The sequence below is a fragment of the Streptomyces sp. NPDC041068 genome, assembly GCF_040647455.1.
Taxonomy (GTDB): Bacteria; Actinomycetota; Actinomycetes; order Streptomycetales; family Streptomycetaceae; genus Streptomyces.
The window spans coordinates 148125-170964 of the sequence record NZ_JBEZCG010000008.1 but is presented as its reverse complement, the minus strand read 5'-3'; the positions used below and the strand labels follow the sequence as shown (position 1 = coordinate 170964).

Annotated in this window: 22 protein-coding genes; 11 read left to right on the top strand and 11 right to left on the bottom strand. The window is 70.4% G+C overall.

The window, feature by feature from the left end; translation table 11 throughout:
- Complete coding sequence (locus AB0B50_RS20050; protein WP_362333236.1) at positions 1-855, bottom strand: alpha/beta fold hydrolase; 855 nt, start codon at positions 853-855, stop codon at positions 1-3.
- 69 nt (positions 856-924) lie between these two features.
- Here AB0B50_RS20050 and AB0B50_RS20045 point away from each other — a divergent pair, with 69 nt between their 5' ends.
- Positions 925-1404, top strand: a complete 480-nt coding sequence (locus AB0B50_RS20045; protein WP_362333233.1) for a MarR family transcriptional regulator — start codon at positions 925-927, stop codon at positions 1402-1404.
- A gap of 75 nt (positions 1405-1479) precedes the next feature.
- Here the strand turns inward: AB0B50_RS20045 and AB0B50_RS20040 are convergent, their stop codons facing one another.
- A complete protein-coding gene (locus AB0B50_RS20040) occupies positions 1480-2139 on the bottom strand; it encodes a response regulator transcription factor (protein WP_362333230.1) in 660 nt (219 codons plus the stop codon).
- On the bottom strand, positions 2136-3287 hold the full coding sequence (locus AB0B50_RS20035) for a sensor histidine kinase (RefSeq protein ID WP_362333227.1): 1152 nt from the start codon (positions 3285-3287) through the stop codon (positions 2136-2138). The genes AB0B50_RS20040 and AB0B50_RS20035 overlap by 4 nt, the downstream gene beginning before the upstream one ends.
- 261 nt (positions 3288-3548) lie before the next feature.
- On the opposite strand from AB0B50_RS20035, the gene AB0B50_RS20030 reads away from it, so the two are divergent.
- Positions 3549-4184 (top strand): hypothetical protein, encoded by a 636-nt coding sequence (locus AB0B50_RS20030; RefSeq protein ID WP_362333224.1) that lies wholly within the window; start codon positions 3549-3551, stop codon positions 4182-4184.
- A gap of 14 nt (positions 4185-4198) precedes the next feature.
- Here the strand turns inward: AB0B50_RS20030 and AB0B50_RS20025 are convergent, their stop codons facing one another.
- Complete coding sequence (locus AB0B50_RS20025; protein ID WP_362333221.1) at positions 4199-4666, bottom strand: NUDIX domain-containing protein; 468 nt, start codon at positions 4664-4666, stop codon at positions 4199-4201.
- 133 nt (positions 4667-4799) lie between these two features.
- Between AB0B50_RS20025 and AB0B50_RS20020 the strand changes: the two genes are divergently transcribed.
- Complete coding sequence (locus AB0B50_RS20020; protein ID WP_362333219.1) at positions 4800-5333, top strand: CbrC family protein; 534 nt, start codon at positions 4800-4802, stop codon at positions 5331-5333.
- 48 nt (positions 5334-5381) lie between these two features.
- Here the strand turns inward: AB0B50_RS20020 and AB0B50_RS20015 are convergent, their stop codons facing one another.
- The 3 genes from AB0B50_RS20015 to AB0B50_RS20005 all read right to left on the bottom strand — a co-directional run bounded on the left by AB0B50_RS20015 (position 5382) and on the right by AB0B50_RS20005 (position 8353).
- Positions 5382-6197 (bottom strand): SDR family NAD(P)-dependent oxidoreductase, encoded by an 816-nt coding sequence (locus AB0B50_RS20015; protein ID WP_362333216.1) that lies wholly within the window; start codon positions 6195-6197, stop codon positions 5382-5384.
- A gap of 91 nt (positions 6198-6288) precedes the next feature.
- Positions 6289-7098 carry a hypothetical protein gene (locus AB0B50_RS20010; RefSeq protein ID WP_362333213.1) on the bottom strand — a complete coding sequence of 270 codons (810 nt, stop codon included), beginning with the start codon at positions 7096-7098 and terminating at the stop codon, positions 6289-6291.
- A 289-nt stretch (positions 7099-7387) separates the two neighbouring features.
- Positions 7388-8353, bottom strand: a complete 966-nt coding sequence (locus AB0B50_RS20005; RefSeq protein ID WP_362333211.1) for an alpha/beta fold hydrolase — start codon at positions 8351-8353, stop codon at positions 7388-7390.
- Between the two features lie 213 nt (positions 8354-8566).
- Between AB0B50_RS20005 and AB0B50_RS20000 the strand changes: the two genes are divergently transcribed.
- From AB0B50_RS20000 to AB0B50_RS19975, 6 genes are all read left to right on the top strand, one after another.
- Positions 8567-9304, top strand: a complete 738-nt coding sequence (locus AB0B50_RS20000) for a 2-phosphosulfolactate phosphatase (RefSeq protein WP_362333209.1) — start codon at positions 8567-8569, stop codon at positions 9302-9304.
- 124 nt (positions 9305-9428) lie between these two features.
- Entirely contained in the window at positions 9429-10619 is a 1191-nt protein-coding gene (locus AB0B50_RS19995) for a serine hydrolase domain-containing protein (RefSeq protein ID WP_362333206.1), read from the top strand.
- Positions 10620-11110: 491 nt separating this feature from the next.
- Complete coding sequence (locus tag AB0B50_RS19990; protein WP_362333203.1) at positions 11111-11989, top strand: MetQ/NlpA family ABC transporter substrate-binding protein; 879 nt, start codon at positions 11111-11113, stop codon at positions 11987-11989.
- 5 nt (positions 11990-11994) lie between these two features.
- Positions 11995-12909, top strand: a complete 915-nt coding sequence (locus AB0B50_RS19985; RefSeq protein WP_362333200.1) for an ATP-binding cassette domain-containing protein — start codon at positions 11995-11997, stop codon at positions 12907-12909.
- Complete coding sequence (locus AB0B50_RS19980; protein ID WP_362333197.1) at positions 12909-13571, top strand: methionine ABC transporter permease; 663 nt, start codon at positions 12909-12911, stop codon at positions 13569-13571. Before AB0B50_RS19985 ends, AB0B50_RS19980 begins: the two co-directional genes overlap by 1 nt.
- Before the next feature lie 76 nt (positions 13572-13647).
- On the top strand, positions 13648-14565 hold the full coding sequence (locus tag AB0B50_RS19975; protein WP_362333194.1) for a helix-turn-helix transcriptional regulator: 918 nt from the start codon (positions 13648-13650) through the stop codon (positions 14563-14565).
- Here AB0B50_RS19975 and AB0B50_RS19970 read toward each other — a convergent pair.
- Positions 14514-16739, bottom strand: a complete 2226-nt coding sequence (locus tag AB0B50_RS19970) for a heavy metal translocating P-type ATPase (protein WP_362333191.1) — start codon at positions 16737-16739, stop codon at positions 14514-14516. The two genes, AB0B50_RS19975 and AB0B50_RS19970, sit on opposite strands and share 52 nt — an antisense overlap.
- A gap of 114 nt (positions 16740-16853) precedes the next feature.
- Positions 16854-17969, bottom strand: coding sequence for a DUF5937 family protein (locus tag AB0B50_RS19965; RefSeq protein ID WP_362333188.1), 1116 nt, complete (start codon positions 17967-17969; stop codon positions 16854-16856).
- Between the two features lie 99 nt (positions 17970-18068).
- Between AB0B50_RS19965 and AB0B50_RS19960 the strand changes: the two genes are divergently transcribed.
- Complete coding sequence (locus AB0B50_RS19960; RefSeq protein ID WP_362333185.1) at positions 18069-19484, top strand: ATP-grasp domain-containing protein; 1416 nt, start codon at positions 18069-18071, stop codon at positions 19482-19484.
- On the top strand, positions 19481-20767 hold the full coding sequence (locus tag AB0B50_RS19955; RefSeq protein WP_362333182.1) for an MFS transporter: 1287 nt from the start codon (positions 19481-19483) through the stop codon (positions 20765-20767). The genes AB0B50_RS19960 and AB0B50_RS19955 overlap by 4 nt, the downstream gene beginning before the upstream one ends.
- A 13-nt stretch (positions 20768-20780) precedes the next feature.
- On the opposite strand, the gene AB0B50_RS19950 is transcribed toward AB0B50_RS19955, so the two are convergent.
- Complete coding sequence (locus AB0B50_RS19950) at positions 20781-21470, bottom strand: hypothetical protein (protein WP_362333179.1); 690 nt, start codon at positions 21468-21470, stop codon at positions 20781-20783.
- A gap of 588 nt (positions 21471-22058) precedes the next feature.
- Positions 22059-22784, bottom strand: a complete 726-nt coding sequence (locus AB0B50_RS19945) for a GNAT family N-acetyltransferase (protein WP_362333176.1) — start codon at positions 22782-22784, stop codon at positions 22059-22061.
- Positions 22785-22840 lie beyond the last annotated feature (56 nt).

Sequence of the window (22840 nt, the reverse complement as noted above, 5' to 3'; positions counted from 1 at the left end):
TCAAGCCGCCAGGAACTCTGACAGCCGGCGGTTGAGTTCGGCCGGCGCCTCGGTCGGCATGGAGTGGTGGGAGGCGCCCGGCAGCGTCGCGACGGCTGCGTCCGGCAGGAGTCTGCGGGCGACGGTGGCGACTTGCCGCACGTCGTGTGCCCGGCTGCGCTCGGCCAGGAGCACCAGGGTCGGGACGGTGCAGAGCCGCAGGTCCTGCGCCTTGGGGCGGCGCATGGCGAGGACCTTCGACCGCCGGGCCGAAACGGTGGTGTCCAGGAAGTCGCGCCACTGGGGGTCCCCGGGAGCGCCCCCGGTCTCCCAGAGAAGGAAAGCGCGTTGACTCTCCTTGGTGCGCCTGAGCAGCATGGGCGCCGCGTGCAGCAGGTAGCGGGGGCTCATGCCCGCGAAACAGTTGGTGGGATCGAGCAGGGCGAGCCTGCTGACCCGATGGGGAGCGTGCAGCGCGTAGTTGAGTGCGATCCAGGCGCCGTAGGAGTGCCCGCACACCTGGGCCGCGTCGATCTTCAGTGCGTCATGGAGCGCGTCCAGCCAGGCCATCAGGTCCGCGGTGCGGCGTAGCGGCGCCCCGTCGTGGACGCTGCGCCCGATGTCGCCCATCAGGTCGACCGCGTACACCCGGTGGGAGCGGCTGAGGACCTCGACGTTGGCGAACCACACCGCCGAGGTGGTGCCGCCGCCGGGCAGCAGGAGGAGCGGCGTGGCGCCCTCGGGGCCGGAGACATGGATCCGTGTGGTGCCGTGGGCGGAGGGTATGTCGATGCTTCGGGCATCCGCGGGCCATCGGCGCAGCATGGCCTCGTACGCCGCGTGGAAGGCTGTTTCGCCGTCCGTGACTACTCGCATGGCTTCTCCATGACATCATCTCGACCATCAAGTCTCTCGTTGATCGAGACAATAGCGTGGAGGGAACGCATGGACGACCAGGACCCGGCACTCCAGCTGGTCCATCTGCTGCGGGCGATCACCGTCGAACTCGACCTCTTCGGCGCCGAGTTCGCCGGCGACAACGGGCTGCACGCCACGGACGTGCGCGCGCTGATCCACCTCCTGGACGACGACCGGGCGGGCCTCACCGCCACACCGAGTCGGCTCGGCAAGCAGCTGGGACTGAACTCGGCCTCCACCACCGCGCTGATCGACCGACTGGAACGGCTGGGTCTCGTTCGCCGTCAACGGGACACCCACGACCGGCGCCGGGTCCTGTTGGTGGTGGAGAGGAAAGCCGTGGACTTGGGCTGGTCGTTCTTCGGGCCGCTGATCAACAGCATGGTCGTGGCCATGCGTTCGTTCGAGGACGCCGAGCTGGCCACGGTGCGGCGCTTCCTGGTGGAGATGCGCGACGTCGTCGCCGCGGGACGTCAGGTCCAGCGGGAGCACGCCACCGGCCGGTGAGCGATTCGGCCGCTGCCGGTGGTCGCCGAGCGGGTGCTCCGTTCACCGGTCCCGGCCCACCGGCCCGGCATCCGCTCACAACAACCCCAAGTCGCGGGCGCGCAGGGCGGCTTGGGTGCGGTCGCGCAGGGCGAGGCGGCCGAGGATGCGGGAAACGTGGTTCTTCACGGTGCCCTCGCTCAGGTACAGCTCTGCGGCGATCTCCCGGTTGGTCCTGCCCCGCGCCACGAGCCGCAGGATGTCGATCTCGCGCGGGCTGAGGTCGACGGCAGGCTTCGCCACCGCTCCCGGCGCGGGCAACGACGCGGCGAGGCGGCGGGTCACGGAGTCGTCGAGCTGGGTGACGCCCGCGTGCGCGAGGCGGACCGCGTGGGCGAGTTCGTCGGCCGGCAGATCCTTGAGCAGATAGCCGCAGGCACCCGCACGCAGCGCCTGGACGACGTACTGCTCGTCGTCGAACGTCGTCAGCATCACCACCCGGCACTCCGGTGCCTCGCCGTGCAGGACGGCGACCGCTTCGACACCGTCCATTCCCGGCATCCGAACGTCCATCAGCACGATGTCCGGGCGCAGTTCGAGCACCTTCGCCACGGCTTCGCGACCGTCCACGGCCGTGCCGACGACCGCGATCCCCGGCCGGATGGAGAGCAGCGAGGCGATGCCGTCCCGGATGAGCCGTTGGTCGTCCACGACAAGCACCCGCACCGGCGCCGCCGCCCCCTCGTCCTCGTTCATGGCGCCCCTCCCCCACCCGTGCCGCGTGGCACCGTCACCGTCAGCCGTGTCCCCGCGTCCGGGCCGCTGTCGATGTGGACGCTCCCGCCCACCAGGTGGACCCGCTCCCGCATCCCGAGCAGCCCCAACCCCGTGGTGGCGCCGTCCGTGGCGAAGCCGAGGCCGTCGTCACCGACCACGAGGTGCGCGGCGCGCTCGGTCAGGTGGACCGTCACCGTCACCCGTGAAGCCCGCGCGTGGCGACGGGCGTTGGTCAGCGCCTCCTGCGCTGCGCGGTACAGCGCGGTCAGCTCCGCCGTGCCGTAGCCGTCCTCGCTCCCTGTCACCTCCACGGTGACGCGGGGCCGTGCCTCACCGTCGCGTGCGAGGTCCGCGAGTGTCGTTGCCAGCGGCTCGCGGGGCGTCTCCTCGCGCAGGGCCCGCACGGACTTCCGTACGTCGCCGAGTGCGCGCTTCACCGACTCGCGGGCCTCGTCGACCGCGCGCTGTGCGGAGTCGGGCTCCAGGGTCCGGAACTCGGAGGCCATCTCCAACTGCACGGATATCGCGGTGAGATGGTGCCCGAGGCTGTCGTGGATGTCCCGCGCGAGGCGGTTGCGCTCGGCGGCCGCGGACAGCTCGGCCACCTGTGCGGCGTACGCCTCCAGAGCGCGCCGCCCCTGCTGTTCCCCGACGGCGACGGCCGCCATGGAGAGCGCGAGGACCAGGCCGACGCAGAGCATCAGCAGGTCCGACACGTGCTCCAGGTCGCGGTACCAGCGCGGGGCGGTCAGCACGTACCCGGTGAGGAGCCCGGCCACGCACAGGACCCCGAGCACGAGGGCGACACCGCGCCCGAAGGCGAAGTACGCGGTGAACGGCAACAGCACGAAGAGCACTTGGGCCAGCCCCGACACATCGAGGGCGACCACCACCACGATCAGACCGCCCCGCACGAGCAGGGGCAGCCACTCCCGGGCACGGACCCCGCGCCGCGCCACCACCTCCAAGGCGAACAGAGCCGCGATCCCCGCGACGAAGCCCGCCGTGCGCCACAGCGGCGGCCCGGAGCCGGGCGCGAGGTCTGTTGCCACGTAGTAGAGGCCACCGGCGAGCACCGCGGCGTACAGCAGTGGTGACACCCACGGCACGGGTGCGTACGACACCATGTGTCCCCCTCCCGCGTGCTGCCCAGGCTAGGCGGGCGGCAGCCGCCGGGCGAGGGTGCGGGGCGAGTACGGGACGGGTACGGCGGGGAGTGGCCGAACGGCACATGCCGAACGGACGGACACCGACGCACAGTTCGGTGACGTCCGGCCGCCGGTCTCGCTGTTCTTCACCTGCCGCTGCTCTGCGCGGGCCCCTAGCGTTCTCGGCCCCGGCTCGCACGTTCCGGGCCGGCCCACCCTTCCACGCATTGGAGTGGCCCCATGCCAATCCCTCAGTCCGAAGCGAACCGGCACTCCGCTCGGCCCGCCCGCATCGGCGCACTGTCCGGCGTGTCGGCCGGGCTGCTCATCGCCCTGCCCTCGTTCGTCGAGGCCTTCACCGGGGAGACCGCCGCGACCAGCTTCTTCCTCGCCCTGTCCCCCGCCTTCGCGCTGCCGCTGCTGGGCGCACTCCACCACCGCCAGAGCGCGGTCACCGGCCGCTTCGGGGAGACGGCCTACGTCGTCAACCTCATCGGCCTCGGCCTGTTCGGCGGGGCCGCGTTCACCTCGAACCTGGTGCTGTTCTACTTCGACGAATCCGTCATCGATGAGACCCTCACGGGCCCGACGATCCCCGCGCTCATCGGCTCCGCGGGCATCTTGGCCGTGGGCTGCGCCCTGTTCGGGGCAGCGACAGTCCGGGCACGGGTGTTCCCGCGGATCCCGTCGTGGGCGTACGCCACGGCGCTGCCGCTCTTCGCGTTCCTGATCGCCCTGCCCGACTCCGTCCTCACCAGCGCCCTGCACATAGCCGTCGGCGCCACGCTGACCTGGCTCGCTGCCGCGCTGTGGCGGTCGACCGGGACGGGGGCCCCGCGGGCGGATGAGCTCCCGGGGCACGTCGGTACGAGGTGACCGCGGCGATGGCATCAGTGCTGGATCAGGCCGCCCACCCGGACCGCGGGGACGTGGCCTGTTGCCGGTGCGGTCTGCGCCAGCGCGAGGCCGATGTCGACCAGCGAGGACCGGCGCAGGCGAGTGACGTCGGGGATCGGAGTCCAGACCGGCTCGGTGGTTTCGCCATTGGGCTCGGGGCGGAGCCGCCCTCCGGTGATGCGGACCCGGTAGAAGATGCCGACGTTCTGGTGCTCGCAGCCGAGACGGGCTTCGGCTGCGGGGATCACCCTGGAGTCGACGCCCAGCAGACGTTCGGCCACTGCTTCGCAGCCGGTCTCCTCGGTGAACTCCCGGACCACGGCGTCGAACGGATCCTCCGCGTGCTCCACCCGTCCGCCCGGAAGCGTCCAGTTGGACCAGCCCTCCGCAGGCGCGTGACGGACGAGGAGCATCTGCCCGTCCTCGATGCAGATGGCGTACGCCGCCAGCCGGAAACTCATCCCGGGACCCTATCCCGAGGTGCGGCGCGGAATCCCGCCGTGCCGCGCGGACGTGCGGCCCCATGGCACCCGACCAGCAGGAGTTCGTCCTTGCCGCTTGGTCGCGGGGCCTACGTGCGAACAGACTGCGCCGGTGAGCTCCGACCTTCCTGCCTTCCGCTATCACCCCGATCCGCTCGCCAGCGGGTCCATCCGCGAGAGCGCCGAGACGTGCGCGTGCTGCGACCGCGCCACCGGGTGGATCTACACCGCGACCTTCTGCACCGCGCAAGAGGTCAGTGGACGCTTCTGTCCCTGGTGCATCGCCGACGGCAGCGCGGCCGAACGGTTCGCCGGCGATTTCATGGACTCCTACGGCCTCGACGGCGTCGGCGAGGAGACCCTGCACGAGGTCACCCGCCGCACTCCCGGCTTCCACTCCTGGCAGGATCCGCACTGGCTCGTCCACTGCCACGACGCGGCGGCCTTCATCGGCGAGGTCGGATACAGCGAACTGGCAGCCCACCCCGAAGCCCTCGACCGGCTCAGGCAAGAACTGCGCATGAACGGCTGGCACGACGCGAACCAACTCGAGCAGTTCCTCACCGACCTCGGAGAGGGCGCCACGGCCATGCTCTTCCGCTGCACCGTCTGCGGCAGTCACCTCGCCTATGCCGACGCCTCATGAACCCCACCAGCGCGGCTCTTCATCAGGGAAGGTGCGTTGCCTGCCTCCCTAGCCGATCAGTTCACGGGTGAGTTCCATGAGCCGCCTGCGGGCCTCCACGTCGTACGCCTGCTCGTGCGCCGTGATCTCCGTGAACTGGTCGAAGAAGCGGCCGGTGGTGGACTCCAGAGCCGGGTCGGAGATCAGGCGGACGGTGGGACGGACGCCCTCGTCGATACTGGTGGTGACGGGGATGCCTGCCTCTCGCACGACTTGCGTGCCCATGCCGAGGGCCGGGATGAGCGCGTTCACGGTGACTCGGGAGCTCTCCAGTTCCTCGGCGAGGTCGAAGGTCGCCATGATCATCGCGAGCTTGCTGCGTCGGTAGGCGGGCATCAGTTCGTAGTTCCGCTCCAGCATGACGTCGTCGAAGTCGATCGGATTCCGTCCGGTCGAGGCGACGTTGACGATGCGGGCGGGCGCGGATGCGGTCAGCAGCGGAAGCAGGTCCCGGGCGAGCGCGTACGCGGCGAGATGGTTCACGGCGAACTGCAATTCATGTCCCTGCGCACTCAACCACCTCTTCCTGAGAGGCTGGGAACCGCCGTTGGCGACCGCGTTGTTCACCAGTACGTCGAGGCGCGGCTCGGCTTCCCGGATCCGCGAAGCCATCTCGTGCACCTGGCGGAGGTCGGACAGGTCTGCCAGATAGGTGCGGACCTCGACGTCCCGCGTGGTGGCCCGCAGTTCGGTCGCGACCTCTTCAAGCCGGGTCCGGTCGCGGCCGTGCAGCAGAACGGTGTGGCCGCGTGCGGCGAGATCGTGGGCGATACCGCGTCCCAGGCCCTGGGTCGCGCCGGTGATCAGCACAGTCCTTCGAATCATGGGAAAGAGGGTGGCACATACAGGAATCCGGGTGAGGGCCGAGGCCTCGACGGTCGGAGCTCCGAGCGGGCTTTGCATGGGCAATGCCGCTTCAGACGCCGTCCTTGTGGCCGTTCGCGACGATCAGTCGCTCCATGCTCTCGTGCGCGCGAGTGCCCTCGGTGTTGCTCGCGTCGTGGAACTTCCTGAGGTAGTCGATGAGGACGGTCACGCACTTGTCCCGCCCGTCGTACTCCGCGTTGTCGACGAGCCGGTAATCCCTCGCGATCTCCCTCAGGCGCCCGTCGGGAGTGGTGTACACCGGATGCCAGACCAGCTTCACGTCCGGGTTCAGCTCCTGGACCAGCCGTAGCTGTGGGACCTCTTGCGAGATGAGGACGCTCTCCGGAAGGTAGGACCGCATGAAGATGTGCACGGGGCCGGTCGCGCGGGCCACGAAGGCCTTGGACAGGACGTTCCACATCGGCGTCTTCAGCGCCCAGTCCGGGTGCAGCTTGAGCACGTTGAGCACGCTGCCGACCCTGGTCCGCTCCAGCGGCGTGTGGCCTTTTCCGTACGCGTAGTCGCTGGTCTCGATGCCGCCCGACCACAGAGCCATGGTGGGCGTCTTGATCTCCAGATGCGCGGTCATGAGCTGGACGAACTCCTGGTACCAGGTGTTCGACGCACGGAGCTCCCGCTGCTCCTGGCGGACCTTCGTCCTCGCCATGGCCTCGTCGTTCAGCGCGCCCTGCGAATCGACCCCGCCGAGCAGCAGTTGCCAGGCGGCGTCGGCCTCCGGCTGGGGGATGCCCGCGGCCGTCGTCAGCTTCTGGTACGGCCCCCACTCGGGGTGCTCGGTGGGTCTTGTGGCGTAGTGCTCGCTCAGGGAGCCCGTCTGACGCTGCAGCCAGCGCGTCACCGCCGCATTTCCCGCACGCTGCTGAAGCGCGGCCAGCCCTGTGGGGGGTGCCGCGCGCCGGGCGGCAGCCGGTGCCGTCGTCTGCGGCTCCGCGGCTCTCTGTCTCTCGCGCACGCTCGCTCTGTCCCTCCGCCCGCCCCCGTCCCTTCGGTCGCTCCCGTCGACCCTAGGGGCCGCGAGAGCATCCGGACGAGGTACGAAAGGGCAAACCCCGGGGCACGCGTGAATCAGACGCGAACGGTGACGGTCAGCCACCGGCGAAGAACCCCGCCGTTCCCTGGTGCGCAGGTCAGCACAGGGTCTTGGCCCACTCCGCGATGACGTCCGCGTACCGCTGCGCCTCGGGCCCGTGCATCGTGTGCGGGGCGTCGAGCGGCGTGTACGTGACCGGCCGGCCGGTGGACTCCAGCAGGCGGCGGGCTTGCTGCGCCTGGATGTCGGTCATCGCGCCCATGAGCCGACCGGTGTCGGGGTCGGTCATGTGGAAGTGGTGGGTGAGAAGGACCGGCACCTTGGCCTGGGCGAGCATGTCGGCGTGGTCGCAGCCGGCGTTGGCGGTGTCGTTGGCCCAGGCCCAGGCCCACTCGGGGTCGTACTCCCTCAGGTGCTGCGGCGGGGTGGCGAAGGCCCCCGAGTCGGGACCGTCACCGAGCATGAACCCGATGCCCGGGTGCAGGAACGCGGGCAGTTCGTGGGGCAGGGCATCGACCATGCCGTCCCAGTCACCGATCGACCACTGCTTGCCCAGCCACTTGGCCCACGCGGCGAACATCGGCCCGAGCGTCTGCATCATGCCGGGCCCGTAGGGAGGTGCGGCCTGGGAGGAGAACAGCGGCGGGTCCTCCAGGACCACCCCGCGGACCTGTCCGGGCTTGGCATAGGCGGCCAGCCAGGCCGCGATCACGCCGCCGGAGGAGTTGCCCGCCACGATGGCGGGCCGCTGGACGACCAAGTCGAGGAAGTTCGCGACATCGCGACCCCAGGTGTTGAGGTTGTAGCGGCCCGGCGTCCAGGTGGAGCGGCCCTGGCCGCGCAGGTCGATCGCGAACACCTGGAACGCGGAACCGAGCAGCCCGATCGCTTCCTCGTAGCCCCACCAGGACTCGCCCTGTGCGGGGATCAGCAGCAGGGCGGGAGAGCCGGGGTCACCCTCAGCGACGTAGTTCATTCGGATCTCGCCCAGATCCACCAGCTGCTCGGCGAAACCGTGAGGGACAAAGGTGTCGGCGCGGTCAGCGGCCTCGGACATGCCCATGGTCCAACTCCTTGCATACGTGACGGGCAGCTCACCGTCATGTACGGCTACCTGCGGTCGTCGTTGACGAGGGGCGCCGGATCGGCGACCGGAACCCCACCGTGGACAGGCTTGCGGACGGGAACAGTCCGCAAATCGGCGAGCCGAAGGCAGACCCCAGCTGATCGTCAACGTGCCTTGTGGATCGCTTCGGCGGGCTGCGACCATCCCGGCATGACCACGCGAACAGTCGGAATACCCGAGGTCGACGGCACCGAGCAGGTGGCCGTCGTGATCGATGTGATGCGGGCCTTCACCACCGCCGCCTGGGCCTTCCACCGCGGGGCGGAAAAGATCGCTCTCGCTGCCGACACGGACGAGGCGCTGACGATCAAGGCGGGTCACCCGGGCTGGCTCGCGCTCAAGGACGGGGCGCCTGCCGACGGGTTCGATCTGGTCAACTCCCCTGGTCTGATCAGGGAGACCGACTTCGCCGGCCGCACCGTCATCCAGAAGACCACTGCCGGAACGGTCGGGGCCTTGGCGGTCGTCGACGCGAAATTGGCCCTCTGCTCCAGTTTCGTCGTGGCCGGCGCGACGGCCCGAGCCCTGGCAGACGCCGGCGCCGACGCGGTGACGTTCGTGGCCACCGGAGAGGACGGCCGTGCCGCCGAGGATCTGGCCTGCGCCGAGTACCTGGACAGGCTCCTGGCCGGTGACCGTCTCGGCCGTCTCGATCCCGGCCCCTATCTGCACCGCGCCCGCACCTCCTTGGCGGCGGACGACCTGCGCGGCGGGCGACGTCGCGGTGCTCACCCCGATGATGTGGAGTTGTGTCTGGAGGTGGACCGGTTCGACTTCGCCATGAAGGTCGGCATGGAGGAAGGGCTGGCGGTCCTGCGGCCGCTCCGCAATCATGACCGCGGGTCAGTTCCACGTGGCGCCAACTCGGCTGGATCGGCAGGGGGTTAACCCCACCACGGATGCGGATGACCGCCCCATCGCGTCCACTCGCGCTGTGCGGACATCGTGAGACGGCACAGAGATGCCCCTCACGAGCGAGGAAGCACACGTGATAAAGCAAAGGCATGCGCTGGTGGGCGCACTCACAGCGGCCGTGGCGATCGGTGTCACGGTGGCCGCACCGGCGAACGACAACATTCCGCGGCAGAACAGCGCGGCCACGGCCGACGCCGCCATGGTCGGCGCCGCCGAATCCACCGACTCCACAGGCCACCCTCGGCTGCGCCGACTTCTGCACCGGCTCACCACGGTCGACGGCGCGCCCGGAGCGCTCGCCGAGGTACGGCACCGGCGCGGCAGTGCAGTGCTGACCAGCGGTGTCGCGGACGTGAAGAGCCGGGCGCCGGTGCACCGCGACAGCAGGTTCCGGATCGGCAGCATGACCAAACCGTTCGTGGCGACGGTCATGTTGCAGCTGGTCGGAGAGCGTCGCGTCGCCCTCGACGCGCCGGTGGAGCGGTACCTGCCCGGCGTCGTCCGCGGACACGGCAACGACGGGCGCAGGATCACCGTTCGCCAGCTGCTCCAGCACACCAGCGGCGTACCCGACTTCCTCGACCATCTCCGCCCGCAGGACATCGTCAACGACCCGCTGGCCCACCACGACGCGCGGGACCTCGTGGACATCGCGCTCACCCATCCCTCGAACTTCGAACCGGGCACCGACTGGCGCTACTCCAGCACGGGTTACCTGCCGGCCGGCATGATCATCGAGAAGGTGACCGGCCATCCGTACGGTGAGGAGATCCAGCGGCGCATCATCAAGCCGCTCGGCCTGCGCGAGACGTCCGTGCCGGGTGACACCACGCGGATCCCCCGACCGCATCCGCGCGGATACGTGCGGCCCGGCAAGGACGCGCCGTTCAGGGACATCACCGCGATCAATCCCTCGGCAGGCGGCGCGAGTGGTGAGCTGATCTCCAGCGGCACTGATCTCAACCGGTTCCTGGACGCCCTGGTACGGGGCGAGTTGCTGCGCCCGGCGCAGCGTCGGGAAATGATGAAGACACAGCCGACCGGCAATCCCGACGGCCGGGCGTACGGCCTCGGCCTGGAGAGCAGGCCACTGCCCTGCGGTGGCCTCTACTGGGGGCACACCGGCGACTTCCTCGGATTCGAGACGGCCGGTGGTGCCACGGTTGACGGCCGACAGACGACGGTCATGGTGAACCTCGGCCCGGGCAGTACGGACGCGCAGAGCGACGACATCGAGGCCGCCGTCCAGACGGGCCTCTGCAAGGGCAGGGCGTCTGCCGCCGAGTAGCGATGCCGAGCCCCCCCCGGAGCCGTGACATCGGGGTGAACGACCCCGGGCGGGCGTCGCGCACTGTCACAGGACGTCATCAAACATGGCGTCAGGTACGGGGCGTTGGTCTTGCGTCGGCCGCAGTCCCGCGGCCCGGTCGTTGTCGGCGGTCCCTCATCCGCGCGTTGCCGCCCGGTCGTCGCCACCGGGAACCGCGAGCCGCCTCATCGCGCGAAAAGGCCCAGCTCAACGGTTTTATCGAAGCCGAAACAGTGGTGTCATGCGGGCGCAGCGAAACAGGCGATTCGTGCGCTAGCGTCGCTTGCCGAACCCGTTTCCGAAGATTCGCCGCCCTGTTGTCGCCCGACCCTCTCAACACCCTGAGCATTACGTTCAGTTGCCGACATCGGTCGGCACGGTCTTCGCGCGTGGCTCGCGACCAGGGTGCCGGAACGCTCCACAAGAGCGCGGCGCCCGCCCCTTCTTCCCCACCCCACGGAATGAGTACGATGCACCGTTTCCTGCCCGGCCGCCGCGCCGCCATGGCCGCCGCCACCGCGACCGCCCTGTCCCTGCTGATGTCGGGCTGCGGCCTCTTCGGCGACGGCGGCGACACCATCAAGGTGGGCATCAGCGGTGACGCCCAGGAGTGGGACGTCCTCGCCGCGGAGGCCAAGAAGCAGGGTCTTGACGTCGAGCCGGTCTCCTTCGACGACTACTCACTGCCCAACAAGGCCCTGGCCGCGGGCGACATCGACATGAACGCCTTCCAGCACCTGGTCTTCCTCGCCCAGTCCAACAACAGCAACGACACCGACATCGTGCCGCTGTCGGCCACCCACGCTGTGCCGATGGGGCTCTACTCCCGCAAGGTCAAGGAGCTGAAGGAGTTGCCGGACGGGGCGCGGGTCGCGCATCCCGACGACCCGGCCAACGAAGGCCGCGCACTGCACCTGTTGGCCAGCGCCGAGTTCATCGAGCTGAAGGACGGCACCGGGCTGTACGCCACGCCCGAGGACATCACCAAGAACCCGAAGCGCATCAAGCTGACGGCGGTCAACGCGCAGCAGACGCCGCGTCTGCTGGAGGACGTGGACGCCGCGATCATCAATGACGGGGTCGCCAGCCTCGCGGGCATCAAGGCCAAGTCGGCGCTGTTCCACGACGATCCGAAGGCCCCGGAGACACGCCCGTACATCAACGTCATCGCCGTACGCGCGCAGGACAAGAAGAACCCCGACTACGCCAAGATCGCCAAGCTCTACGCCAGCAAGCCGGTGCAGGACGCCTACCGGAAGTACGCCAACGGCGCCGGGGTCCACCTCGACCTCTCGCAGGCCGAGCTCGAGAAGGAGCTGGGCCACGTCGCCCGGCAACTGAAGCGGTGACCTCGATGACCACAGAGAAGGCAACAACCACGGCTGACCCGACGACCACAGCGATGATCGAACTGCACGATGTCGTCAAGGAGTTCCCCGGCGGCGTGCGCGCCGTCGACCAGGTCACGCTGCGCGTGGGGCGCGGCAGTGCCTTCGGCATCGTCGGACACAGCGGCGCGGGCAAGTCCACCCTGCTGCGGCTGATCAACCTCCTGGAGACACCGACCGCGGGCCGCGTCGTCGTCGGCGGCCAGGAGCTCACCGCGCTCGGCGAGCGGCAGTTGCGCGCCGCACGCCGCGACATCGGCATGATCTTCCAGCAGTTCCACCTCTTCCGCTCCCGCACGGTCCTCGGCAATGTCGCCTTCCCCCTGCGCCAGGCCGGCCACTCGCGCGCCGAGGCCCGCGCCAAGGCCGAGGAAGCGCTTCGATTCGTGGGCCTGGAGGAGCACGCCCGCCGCTATCCCGAGCAGCTCTCCGGCGGCCAGCTCCAGCGCGTCGGCATCGCCCGCGCCCTTGCCACATCGCCCGGCGTGCTGCTGTGCGACGAGGCCACATCGGCCCTCGACCCGGAGACCACCCGGGAGGTTCTCGACCTGCTCAAGCGCGTCAACACCGAACTGGGCGTCACCATCGTGCTGATCACGCATGAGATGGGGGTGGTCAGCGCGGTCTGCGACCAGGTCGCCGTGGTCGATGCCGGGCGGATCGTGGAGAGCGGCGCGGTCCAGGAGGTCTTCCTCAGCCCTCAGCACACCACCACCAAGGCGTTCGTCCGCGCCGCCACCAAGGCGTCCCCGGTCTTCGACCTGCTGCCGGGCCTGCTGCGCGAGCACGGCGTGGACGACAGCGTCGTCCGGGCCGTACGGGCGCAACTCGAAGGAGGGCAACCGGAACTCCGGACAGAGCGAACGGCGGTGGGCATCTGATGCGGCAGGAGTGGAGCGTCCTCTGGCCGAAGATCGTCGACGCGACCGGCCAGACGGTCTACATGGTCCTTGCCACGCTGGTCCTCGCCATCCTGTTCGGCCTGCCGACGGGTCTGGCCCTGCACGCGACCCGCAAGGGCGGCGTCTTCCAGAACCGTGCCGTCTTCGTCGTGCTGAGCCTCCTGGTGAACGTCGTCCGCCCGGTCCCCGCCCTGATCGCGATCGTCGTACTCAACCCGATGACCAGGTCCTTGATGGGCACGGCGGTGGGCACCGATGCGGTGATCTTCCCCATGACCGTCATCGCGACCTTCGGTGTCGCCCGCATCGTCGAGAGCAATCTCGTGGGTGTCGAGCCCGGCGTGATCGAGGCCGCCCGGGCGATGGGCACCAGCCGTCTGCGGATTCTGCTGACCGTCCTTGTCCCCGAGGCGCTCGGGCCGCTGGTCCTCGGCATGACCTTCGTGCTCGTGGCCCTGATCGACTTCTCGGTCATCGCGGGCACGGTCGGCGGCGGGGGCGTCGGCAACCTCGCCATCACCCACGGATATCTGCGCTTCGACACCCGCGTGATGGTGGTGACCGTCCTCATCCTGATCGGTCTCGTCCAGGCCTCTCAGCTGCTCGGCAACGCCCTGTCCCGCAAGGTCCTGCGCCGCTGAGTCCGCCGTCGGAGGTGGCTTCCGGGGCCGGAGGTCCGGAAGCCACCCGAGCGCCGACGAGGTAACTTTCGGTGGCATGGTGGGAGAAAACGGGCAGTTCACGGAGTCCGGAGGGATCTCCGGCGGCGGAATCGTCGACGTCGCGTACCGCAATCCGCACTGCCCGGCCCTGGGCATCGACGTCGACTCCCTGTCCGCCGTACGCCACCGCACGTCGCCGCGGCAGCTGGCCGCGCCCCAGCGTCTGGACTTCCATCTGCTGGTCCTGGTCACGGCCGGGCGCGGCGACCACATGGTCGACTTCATCGATCACGCCTGCGCCCGCGGCACGCTGCTGTGGATCCGTCCGGGGCAGGTGCACCGGTACGCACCCGAGCCCGGTCTGCAGGCCCGCCTGGTGCTGTTCACTCCGGACTTTCCCCCGCGTCTGCGGATCCAGGCGCTCCTTGACGACCCGTTCGGGCCCGCGCACTGGGATCTCGCGCCGGCCGCCCTACGCGAGCTGACCGCCTTCACCGACCTGCTCGTCGCCGGACACGACCAGCACGAGGCCGGTCCCCCTGAGCCCGCCGGCGACCTGCTGCGCCATCTCCTCACCGCGCTGCTGCTGCGGATCTCCCTGCTGCCCGAACCGGAGGGCGAGCTGCCTCCGCCGGGTCCCGGAGAACTGTTCACCCGGTTCCGCGCCCAGCTGGAGACGAGTTTCGCCTCCGAGCACTCCGTCAACGCGTACGCCTCCCGGCTCGCCACCACCCCCAAGACCCTGACGCGGGCCTGCCTGGAGGCGACCGGACGGTCCGCGAAAGCGGTGATCGACGCGCGTGTGGCGCTGGAGGCCAAGCGCCTGCTCGCGCACACCGACCTGACGGCCGCGGCAGTCGGCCGCCGTCTCGGCTTCAGCGAGGCGACGAACTTCGCCAAGTTCTTCGCCCGCACCACAGGTCACTCGCCCGGCGACTTCCGCGCCGCGCTGGGCGTGGAGCGGTCCCGGTAGCCGAGCAGCCTCAAGGCGTTGCCCACGACGAGCAGCGTGGAACCCTCGTGCACGAGGACGGCGGGGCCGATGCCGAGGCCGAGGAGGGTGGCCGGGATCAGGACCGCGACGATGCCCAGGCTGACGTACAGGTTCTGCTTGATGATCCGCGACGCCTTGCGGCTGAGTCCGGTGGCCAGCGGGATCCGGTCGAGCCGGTCGGACATCAGGGCGATGTCGGCGGTCTCCAGGGCCACGGCGGATCCTGCGGCGCCCATCGCGATGCCGACGGTCGCGTTCGCCATGGCGGGAGCGTCGTTGACGCCGTCGCCGACCATGGCGACCTTCGCGTCCCCGGCGCCCCCGCTGCCGAGGCCGGCGAGGGCGTCGACCTTGTCCTGCGGCAGCAGACCGCCGCGCGCGTCGTCCACGCCGACCTGCTGCCCGACGGCGGTGGCCACGGCCTGGTTGTCACCGGAGAGCAGCACGGTGCGGCGGATGCCGAGGTCGCGCAGCCTGGCGATGACCCGTGCGGCGTCGGGGCGCGGGGTGTCCATGACCGCCAGGGCTCCGAGGTAGCGCTCCCCTCTCCGTACGATCATGACCGTGCGGCCGCTCGCCTCCAACTGACGCACCGCGCCCAGGAATTCGGCGTCGGAAACGGGTCCCGGCAGTTCGTCGAAGAGCGAGGCACTGCCCACCCAGACCGGCTCGTCGCCGATCCGTGCCCGCAGGCCGCGGCCGACCAGAGCGTCCAACTCACCTGCTTCCGGGACGGGTTCGCCGTCACCGAGCCGGGCCTGCGCGTCCCGGACCACCGCAAGGGCGAGCGGGTGATCGCTCAGCCGCTCCACCGCGACCGCGGTGGAGAGCAGCTCCTGTTCCGTGGCGCCGGGCGCGGTGATGACATCGGTCAGCCGGGGGCGGCCCTCGGTGAGGGTGCCGGTCTTGTCGAACGCGAACGTGGTGAGCCTGCCGAGGCTCTCCAGCGGGCCGCCGCCCTTGACCAGGACGCCGCTGCGAGCCGCTCGGGCGACCGCGGACAGCACGGCCGCCGGGGTGGCGATCGCGAGCGCGCACGGGCTGGCCGCGACCAGGACGGCCATGGCGCGGTAGAAGGTGGCGGAGAACGGCTCGTCGATCACCAACCCGGCGAGCAGCAGCACAGTCACGAGGATCAGCACACCCGGCACGAAGATCAGCTGGAAGCGGGCGGTGAAGGCCTGCGTGGGCGACTGCTGGGACTCCGCGCCGCGCACCAGCTCCACCACTCGGGCCAGGGTGTTGTCGGCGGCGAGGCTGGTCACGGTCACCTGCAGGGCACCCGCACCATTGACCGTGCCGGCGAAGACTCGGCTGTCGTCCCCGACGCCGCGCGGGCTGCGCAGCGCGGCGTCCGCGTCCTCGACCGGCCGCTTGTCGACCGGGACGCTCTCGCCGGTGACCGGCGCCTGGTCGACCGCGCTGACCCCGGAACGGACGAAACCGTCGGCGGGGACGCGGGTGTGCGGCCTGACCAGGACGGTGTCGCCGATCGCCAGCGTCTCCACCGGAACCTCGTCGGGCGCCTCGCCGTCCCGGACCAGCAGGGCCGTCTTCGGGGTGAGCGTGGCAAGCGCCTCGATCGAACGGCGGGCGCGGCTCATCGCGTACGACTCCAGGGCGTGGCCGACGCTGAACAGGAACAGCAGGACCGCGCCCTCCTCCCACTTGCCGAGCGCCGCGGCGCCCGCGGCGGCCACCAGCATCAGGAAGTCGACCTCGAACCGTCCGGCGCGGACGGAGGCGACGGCTTCGCGCAGGGTGAAGAACCCGCCGAAGAAGTACGTGGCGACGAAGAGGCCGACCGCGAGGCTCTTCGGCCCTGTGCCCGACAGGTTCAGCACCAGGCCGGTGAGGAACGTGACGGTGGCCAGGGCGGCGAAGAGCGGCTCGGCCTGCCTGCCGAGGAAGCCGTCGGCGTGCTCGTGCTCTTGGGGAGCGGCGGGCGTGGCGGGCGCGGTGGGCCCGGCGGGCGCGGCGGGCGTGGCGGGCGCGGTGGGCCCGGCGGGCGCGGCGGGCGTGGCGGGCGCGGTGGGCCCGGCGGGCGCGGTGGGCCCGGCGGGCGCGGTGGGCCCGGCGGGCGCGGTGGGCCCGGCGGGCGCGGTGGGCGTGGCATCCCGCGGGGTGGGGACTGGGGGCTGCTTGGCGTTCATGTCCTCATCGTGTGGTCCAGTCCAGGGCGCAGACGAGGTCAGGAAGAGTGCCGCAATGGTCAAAAACGGACACGGGTTTGGTGCCCCTCCACAGCCGAGCACCGTCCCCGTTCCTTACCGCAGGATCGACTCCAGGAAGTCGCTGCCCAGCCGGGCCACCACGGTGACGTCCAGCTGGTGCTGCACGTACCTGCCGTGGCGCTGTGTGGTGAGCATGCCGGCCTCGCGCAGGGCCTTCAGGTGGCGCGACACCTCGGGCGCGGTGAGGTCGAAGCCCTTCGCCAGCTCGCTCGTCGTGTACGGGGCGCGGGCCAGGGCCCAGCACAGGCGTATCCGGACGGGGTGGGCCAGCGCCATCAGGCGCTTCTCGGCCAGCTCCGACGCGCCGGGCCCAGGCCTCAGCTCCGGAGTGGAGACCGGGTACTCCACGAGGGGACGCCACCCCGGCGCGTGCCGCACGATCAGGTGCGGCCAGCCGAACGCGCTCGGCACGAACGTGACGCCCGGGTCGACGCCCGGCTGCGTGGCCTCCGTGCTCCCGCTGGTCAGCTTGTCGATACGGATGGAACGGCCCCGCGCGTCCTCCTTGAGCGTCACGGTCGGCGACACCGCCTTGAGCGCGTCGGCAAGGCTCTTGCGGCGCGTCAGATCCGTCTTCTCCCGGGCGTCCGCGGCGAGTTGAAGACGGACACGCTGCCAGACATCGGCGAAGAACGCCTCGTTGCAGTCCTCGAGGAGACGTCGGGTCCAGGCGCGTACCGACGCAGGGTCCTTCAACAGGTGGTGTGCGAAGTCGAGTTGCCTGGGGCCGCGCGCCGACGCCCGCTCCAGGGCGGCGTCCCGCGCGTCGTCGTCCACCAGTGGGGAGCGCCCGCCCCCTCCGCGCAGTGTGCAGCCGGAGGCGTTGATCTCCAGAGCGGCCGCCACGTACGTCTCGTCGTCGAGCTCGTCCACCTCGTCCAGCTCCTCGGCGAGCGTGGCCGACGGCATCGCTCGCTTGGGCAGCAGGATGTCGGACCGCGTCGACCGCCACAGGAACTCCGCCTCCGACATCCGGGACAGGAGATCCGGCTTCAGCCCCGCGGCCGTCGTCGTCGCCCAGCCGTGCAGGCCCGGGTGGTGGCCCGGCTCGGAGAGCACATGCAGCGCCGCCCCCAGCTCGGCCAGCGGGGACGGGCCGAAGACGATGCGCTCCTCCGGGAGGCCGGTGATGACGATGTCGACGCTCATGGGATCCATGGTGCACTCCCCCACTGACAGCCGACGCCCCGATTGACACCGGGCGTCAATCGGCGTGCCAACCTCCGGGACGGTGCACACCGTTGAGGCATGGACCTCCCGACCCCCGCCGAACCCGACGGGCTCACCGACTCCGCCGCCACCGCCGACCGCACCGACCTCAACGACCTCACAGACTTCGCAGATCTCACAGACCTCGCAGACCGCACCGAACGACACGTGAAACGGCCGCGCATCCTGGTCATCGGCGGGAAGCTCGATCACGTGCGCAAGGCACGGGAGCTCGGCCTGGACGTGGTGCACGCCCAGTTCCCCGACGAGTACGACCGCGGCCACTGGCCCTACGTCGACCAGGCCCTGCTTCTGGACTACGGCGACACCGAGCGGCTCCTGCCGCTGGTCCGGGCGTTGCACGCGGCGTATCCGTTCCAGGCGGCCGTGTCACTGTTCGAGCTCGGGCTGCTGCCTGCGGCGCGGATCAACGAGGCTCTCGGCCTCGGTGGCGAGTCCGTCGAGACCGTGGAACTGCTGATGGACAAGTGGCGGATGCGGCGGCACTTGGCCGCGAAGGGCATCAGCCCCGTGGCCTGCGCGGTCGGCCGCAGCGCGCGGGACGTGCGGGAGTTCGTAGCGGCGTACGGGCTCCCGATCATCGTCAAACCGATCCGCGAATCGGGCAGCCTCGGCGTGTTCCCCATCCGCGACCGAGCCGACGTGGACGCCGTCGCCGAACGGTTCCGATCGCTCGACGACGGCCACTGGGCCACCAAGGACCTTGCCTTCGCCGACTCCTTCGACGAGTTCCTCATGGAGGAGTTCCTGGACGGTCCCGAGGTCAGTGTGGAGACCCTGACCTTCGACGGCAGGCATGTGGTCGTCGCGGTGACCGACAAGGAGTGCGGCGGCCCCGGATTCGTCGAGATCGGGCACGCACAGCCCAGCGGCCACTCGGCCGGGACGCTGAACGAGGTCACACGGTTGGTGACGGACTTCCTGGACGCGGTGGGGCTACGGAACGGTCCAGGCCATACCGAGGTCAAGCTGACCTCGCGCGGCCCGCGGATCGTCGAGTCGCACAACCGCGTCGGCGGTGACCGGATCAACGAACTGACCGAGATCGCCTACGGCGTGGACATGGAGCGTCACGCGCTGGGCGCCGCGTTCGGCCTGGTGGAGCCGCTGACCGCGTCTCCGGAGGCGCGGGGTGGAGCCGCCGTCCGATTCCTCACTCCGGAGCCGGGGCGGGTCGTGGAGGTGACCGGTGTCGACGCCGTGCGCGCGGACCCGGCGTTCGTCGAGCTTCAGTTGGAGGTGGGGCCGGGTGACGAGGTGCCCCCGCTGACCTGGAACGAGGACAAGGTCGGTCACGTCGTCGCGCGCGGCGCGACCGCCACCGAAGCGATCGCCAACAGCCGACGCCTTGCCGCGGCGATCCACGTACGCACCGAATCCACCGAATCCGTTGAACCGGTCGAGCCGGTCGAGCCGGTCGAGCCGTTCGCATGAGCTCCGCGCCGCCGACCGGTCCGGGCCTCGACGAGCCGCGATTCCGCGACGCGCTGCGCGGTCTGCCCGGCCGGGTGTGGGTCATCAGCCTCGGCATCCTGGTCAACCAGGTCGGCAACTTCCTGCCGGTCTTCATCGTGCTCTACCTGACCGAGCGCGGTCACTCCGCCGGCGCCGCGGGGCTCGTGCTCGGCGCCTCCGGTGTGGGCAAGGTGCTCGGCAACGCCGTCGGTGGCCACCTCGCCGACAGGATCGGCAGGCGATGGACCATCGTGCTGTCCGCCGTGACCACCGCCGGGCTGACGGCGAGCGTGCCGTCCCTCGGACCGCTCCCGGTCATCGCCGCGGCGGTCGGCCTCATCGGCGTGACCTCGCAGATCTACCGCCCTGCCGCGGCTGCGGTACTGCTCGACTCCGTGGCGGCGAGCCACCGGCAACGACTCGCCGCCTTCGGGGTGTTCCGGTTCGCGATGAACGTGGGCGCCGCTCTGGGCGGCGTGATCGGCGGTGTGCTGGCCGGGACCTCCTATGCGGGGCTCTTCCTGGTGAACGCCGCAGCGTGCCTGCTGTTCGGCGTGGTCGTGGGGGTGCTGCTGCGGGATGCGCCCCGGCCGGGGACGGGATCGGGGGCGGGGGTGGGGGCGGAGTCCGGGTCGGAGTCGGGGGCGGGGCCGGGCAAGGACGGCGTGGGCGCGCAGGAGGGCGAGGAGGTGGGGTACCGACGGCTGCTGCTCACCGACCGCGTCCTGGTGCGGTTCCTGCTGATGACCGTGTTCGCCGAGTTCGTCTACATCCAGTCCACCGTCGGCCTGCCCCTGCACGTCAGTTCCGTGGGGCTGAGCGAGCGCGACTTCGGTCTCCTCATCGGGCTCAACGGTCTGCTGGTGCTGGCCCTCGAACTGCCCATCACCGGCGCGGTCGCCCGGTACCGGGCGGAGCACGTGCTGGCCATCGGCAATCTGATCACCGGCGTCGGCCTCGCGCTGACCGGGTTCACGGACAGCATGGGCCTGTTGGTGGTGACGGTGCTGGTGTGGACGTTCGGCGAGATGATGACCAGCTCCATCTCCCAGGCCTACCTGGGGAGTCTGGCTCCGCCACGGATGGTCGGGCGCTACCAGGGCCTGCACGGCGTCGCGTACACGATCGGCACCGGGGCCGGGCCACTCATCGGCGGTGCCGTGTACGCGGTCGGCCCATGGGTGTTGTGGGTGCTGATCGGTGTGACGGGGCTGTTGTCCGCCCGGTTGAGCCTGCCGCCCCGACGGACGGGAGGGCGTTGAGCCGTGTGCCGCGTCAGCGATTGTTCCTGCGCAGTACGGCAACGGCGCCGACGGTGGCGTACCCACGCCGTTCCAGGGAGGCCGCCGCCGAGTAGTTGGTGAAGTCCACCGCCCATCCCCCGTCCTGGAGCTGCCCCCGTTCCAGGCGGTCGAGGTCCGCTTCGACGGCCCGCGGGTCGAGCAGGTCGCGGATCGGCCGCCCGGGTTCGGGGGCGTGGTCGAGAAGGTGCAACGTCTCCCCCTCCGCCCCGCCGACGACAGGAACGGCGCCCTTCCTGGGGACGAACTGCGCGAGGTGGTCGAGCAGTTGGCGCGCCTCCGGGTGGGTGTCGTAGGTGACATCGAGGAGGTGCAGCGCGAAGGAGAGTACGTACGCGAAGGGGGCCTCGTCGATCTTGCGGATCTCGTCGAAGCAGTAGCGCGTCGCGGTCGCAAGCCACGGGTGGTCTCGTACGGACTTGTCGTGGCGCGCGACGCGATGCGCCTGTGTGGTCACCGCGGCGGTGATCTGCAGCGACGACTCCCTGGGGTCGGCCTGCGCCCAGAACGGGGCACAGGCCGTGGGGTCGCCGACCGGGAGCGCGAAGGGCAGCCCGCCGTCGGGGAAGCGTCGCGGTGGCGAGCCAGTCGAGGAGCGGGGTGGTGTGCGGGGAGATCGCGGGGGCGGCTTCGGCCATCGCTTCAACTGCGTGCTGGACGCCACCGGGCTGGCTCTCCGGGGCACGGAGGTCCGGTTCGAGGCTCCAGCCGTAGCCGCCGTCGGAATTCCGGTAGGCGTCGAGTCCGTGGAGGATCGCCTGGCGGGGGCTGTCGCTGTCCGCGGTGAGGGCCTCGAAGCGGTGCCGGTCGAGGACGCGTGCGTGCGAGGCCATGAACGCTGCCGCGCGACCCATGTGAATGCTCGTGCCGCCACTCTGGCAACTGGCTGCCGCGTCGGTCTTGAACGAATCGGACGAGGCCGGTCAGGTTGAACGAGCCGGTCAGGACACGGGATTCGGCTCAAGCTGCAGCTCCGGCTACGGCTACGACTACGGCTACGACGCGTACCCGGCGAGGAAGAGCCTCGGGCGGCACTGGACCTCCGCCCCGACGAAGACCTGCTGTCCCCAATGCGCGCTGAGGCGGTGCGCGGCGTCGACGAGCCGACGCCGCTCTTTCGGTGTGTGTGCAGGCCATGCCGCCCAGCCGCGATCGGCGAGCGTGTTGCCGAGCTCACGGCGCTGTCGCTCCCGGTCGGTTCGGGGGCTCCACGAGAGGCTGCCGCGGGCGCTGGGTGGCACAGCCCGGGACGTCAGGGTCGGTAGACGGCCTCCGCGAGAGTCGCGTGCTTCGTCCAGCCCAGCGTCTCGTACAAGGCCCGCCCGGCGTCGGTCGCACCGAGAACACCCACGTGAGCGCCCTCCTTCAGGGCGTGGTCGGCGAGCGTGCGCATCACGAACCGTCCGAGACCGCGGCGCCGATGGGCGTCATCGGTCACCACCTGGTCCGCGACCGCGGCTTCTGCGACCACTGCCATCTGCCCTTGGGCCGCCTGTCGGCCGCCCGCGTCGTGCACGCGCGCGTGGATGACGCTTCCGATGGTCTCGACGGTCACGGTGTATCCCTCGGGCTCGACCGGATGCGTGACCTTGAGGTCGGTGGCCATCAGATGCCCGGTCTCTTCGTAGGCCATCACCCAGCCCGGGGACAACCAGGGCTCGATCTCCTCCGGTTCCCCCGGCATCTTCATCCAGGTCCGCGGCGCGGTCACCGAGGCGGCGGCGCGACGGACCAATGACTCATCGGTTTCGGGGAGAACATGGCGCCCCACTTCGACGGCCTTGCCGGCCACCTCGATGTAGAACCCCCAGGGCTTCTCGACCGGCGGCGGCGTGCACCGCGACACGGCCCAGCCCATCACCCAGGTCTCCACCGTGTCCGCAACCGTCAATCCTTGCCGCATCATCAGCCGCACCCCCTGTTGAGTAATGGTTCCTTGCCAAGCGTGCACATTACGTCGCCGTATGGAGATCGGCATCTGAATTGCGGGAAGGGCCCGGCTGCCCGGAAGACCGAGAACCCGAACGGGACCGG

Excerpts from the sequence above, each read along its gene's own strand:
- AB0B50_RS20050 (WP_362333236.1), bottom strand. The coding sequence starts at position 855 with ATGCGAGTAGTCACGGACGGCGAAACAGCCTTCCACGCGGCGTACGAG.
- AB0B50_RS20045 (WP_362333233.1), top strand. The coding sequence starts at position 925 with ATGGACGACCAGGACCCGGCACTCCAGCTGGTCCATCTGCTGCGGGCG.
- AB0B50_RS20040 (WP_362333230.1), bottom strand. The coding sequence starts at position 2,139 with ATGAACGAGGACGAGGGGGCGGCGGCGCCGGTGCGGGTGCTTGTCGTG.
- AB0B50_RS20035 (WP_362333227.1), bottom strand. The coding sequence starts at position 3,287 with ATGGTGTCGTACGCACCCGTGCCGTGGGTGTCACCACTGCTGTACGCC.
- AB0B50_RS20030 (WP_362333224.1), top strand. The coding sequence starts at position 3,549 with ATGCCAATCCCTCAGTCCGAAGCGAACCGGCACTCCGCTCGGCCCGCC.
- AB0B50_RS20025 (WP_362333221.1), bottom strand. The coding sequence starts at position 4,666 with ATGAGTTTCCGGCTGGCGGCGTACGCCATCTGCATCGAGGACGGGCAG.
- AB0B50_RS20015 (WP_362333216.1), bottom strand. The coding sequence starts at position 6,197 with ATGATTCGAAGGACTGTGCTGATCACCGGCGCGACCCAGGGCCTGGGA.
- AB0B50_RS20005 (WP_362333211.1), bottom strand. The coding sequence starts at position 8,353 with ATGGGCATGTCCGAGGCCGCTGACCGCGCCGACACCTTTGTCCCTCAC.
- AB0B50_RS20000 (WP_362333209.1), top strand. The coding sequence starts at position 8,567 with ATGACCACGCGAACAGTCGGAATACCCGAGGTCGACGGCACCGAGCAG.
- AB0B50_RS19990 (WP_362333203.1), top strand. The coding sequence starts at position 11,111 with ATGCACCGTTTCCTGCCCGGCCGCCGCGCCGCCATGGCCGCCGCCACC.
- AB0B50_RS19985 (WP_362333200.1), top strand. The coding sequence starts at position 11,995 with ATGACCACAGAGAAGGCAACAACCACGGCTGACCCGACGACCACAGCG.
- AB0B50_RS19980 (WP_362333197.1), top strand. The coding sequence starts at position 12,909 with ATGCGGCAGGAGTGGAGCGTCCTCTGGCCGAAGATCGTCGACGCGACC.
- AB0B50_RS19975 (WP_362333194.1), top strand. The coding sequence starts at position 13,648 with ATGGTGGGAGAAAACGGGCAGTTCACGGAGTCCGGAGGGATCTCCGGC.
- AB0B50_RS19970 (WP_362333191.1), bottom strand. The coding sequence starts at position 16,739 with ATGAACGCCAAGCAGCCCCCAGTCCCCACCCCGCGGGATGCCACGCCC.
- AB0B50_RS19965 (WP_362333188.1), bottom strand. The coding sequence starts at position 17,969 with ATGAGCGTCGACATCGTCATCACCGGCCTCCCGGAGGAGCGCATCGTC.
- AB0B50_RS19960 (WP_362333185.1), top strand. The coding sequence starts at position 18,069 with ATGGACCTCCCGACCCCCGCCGAACCCGACGGGCTCACCGACTCCGCC.
- AB0B50_RS19955 (WP_362333182.1), top strand. The coding sequence starts at position 19,481 with ATGAGCTCCGCGCCGCCGACCGGTCCGGGCCTCGACGAGCCGCGATTC.
- AB0B50_RS19945 (WP_362333176.1), bottom strand. The coding sequence starts at position 22,784 with ATGCCGATCTCCATACGGCGACGTAATGTGCACGCTTGGCAAGGAACC.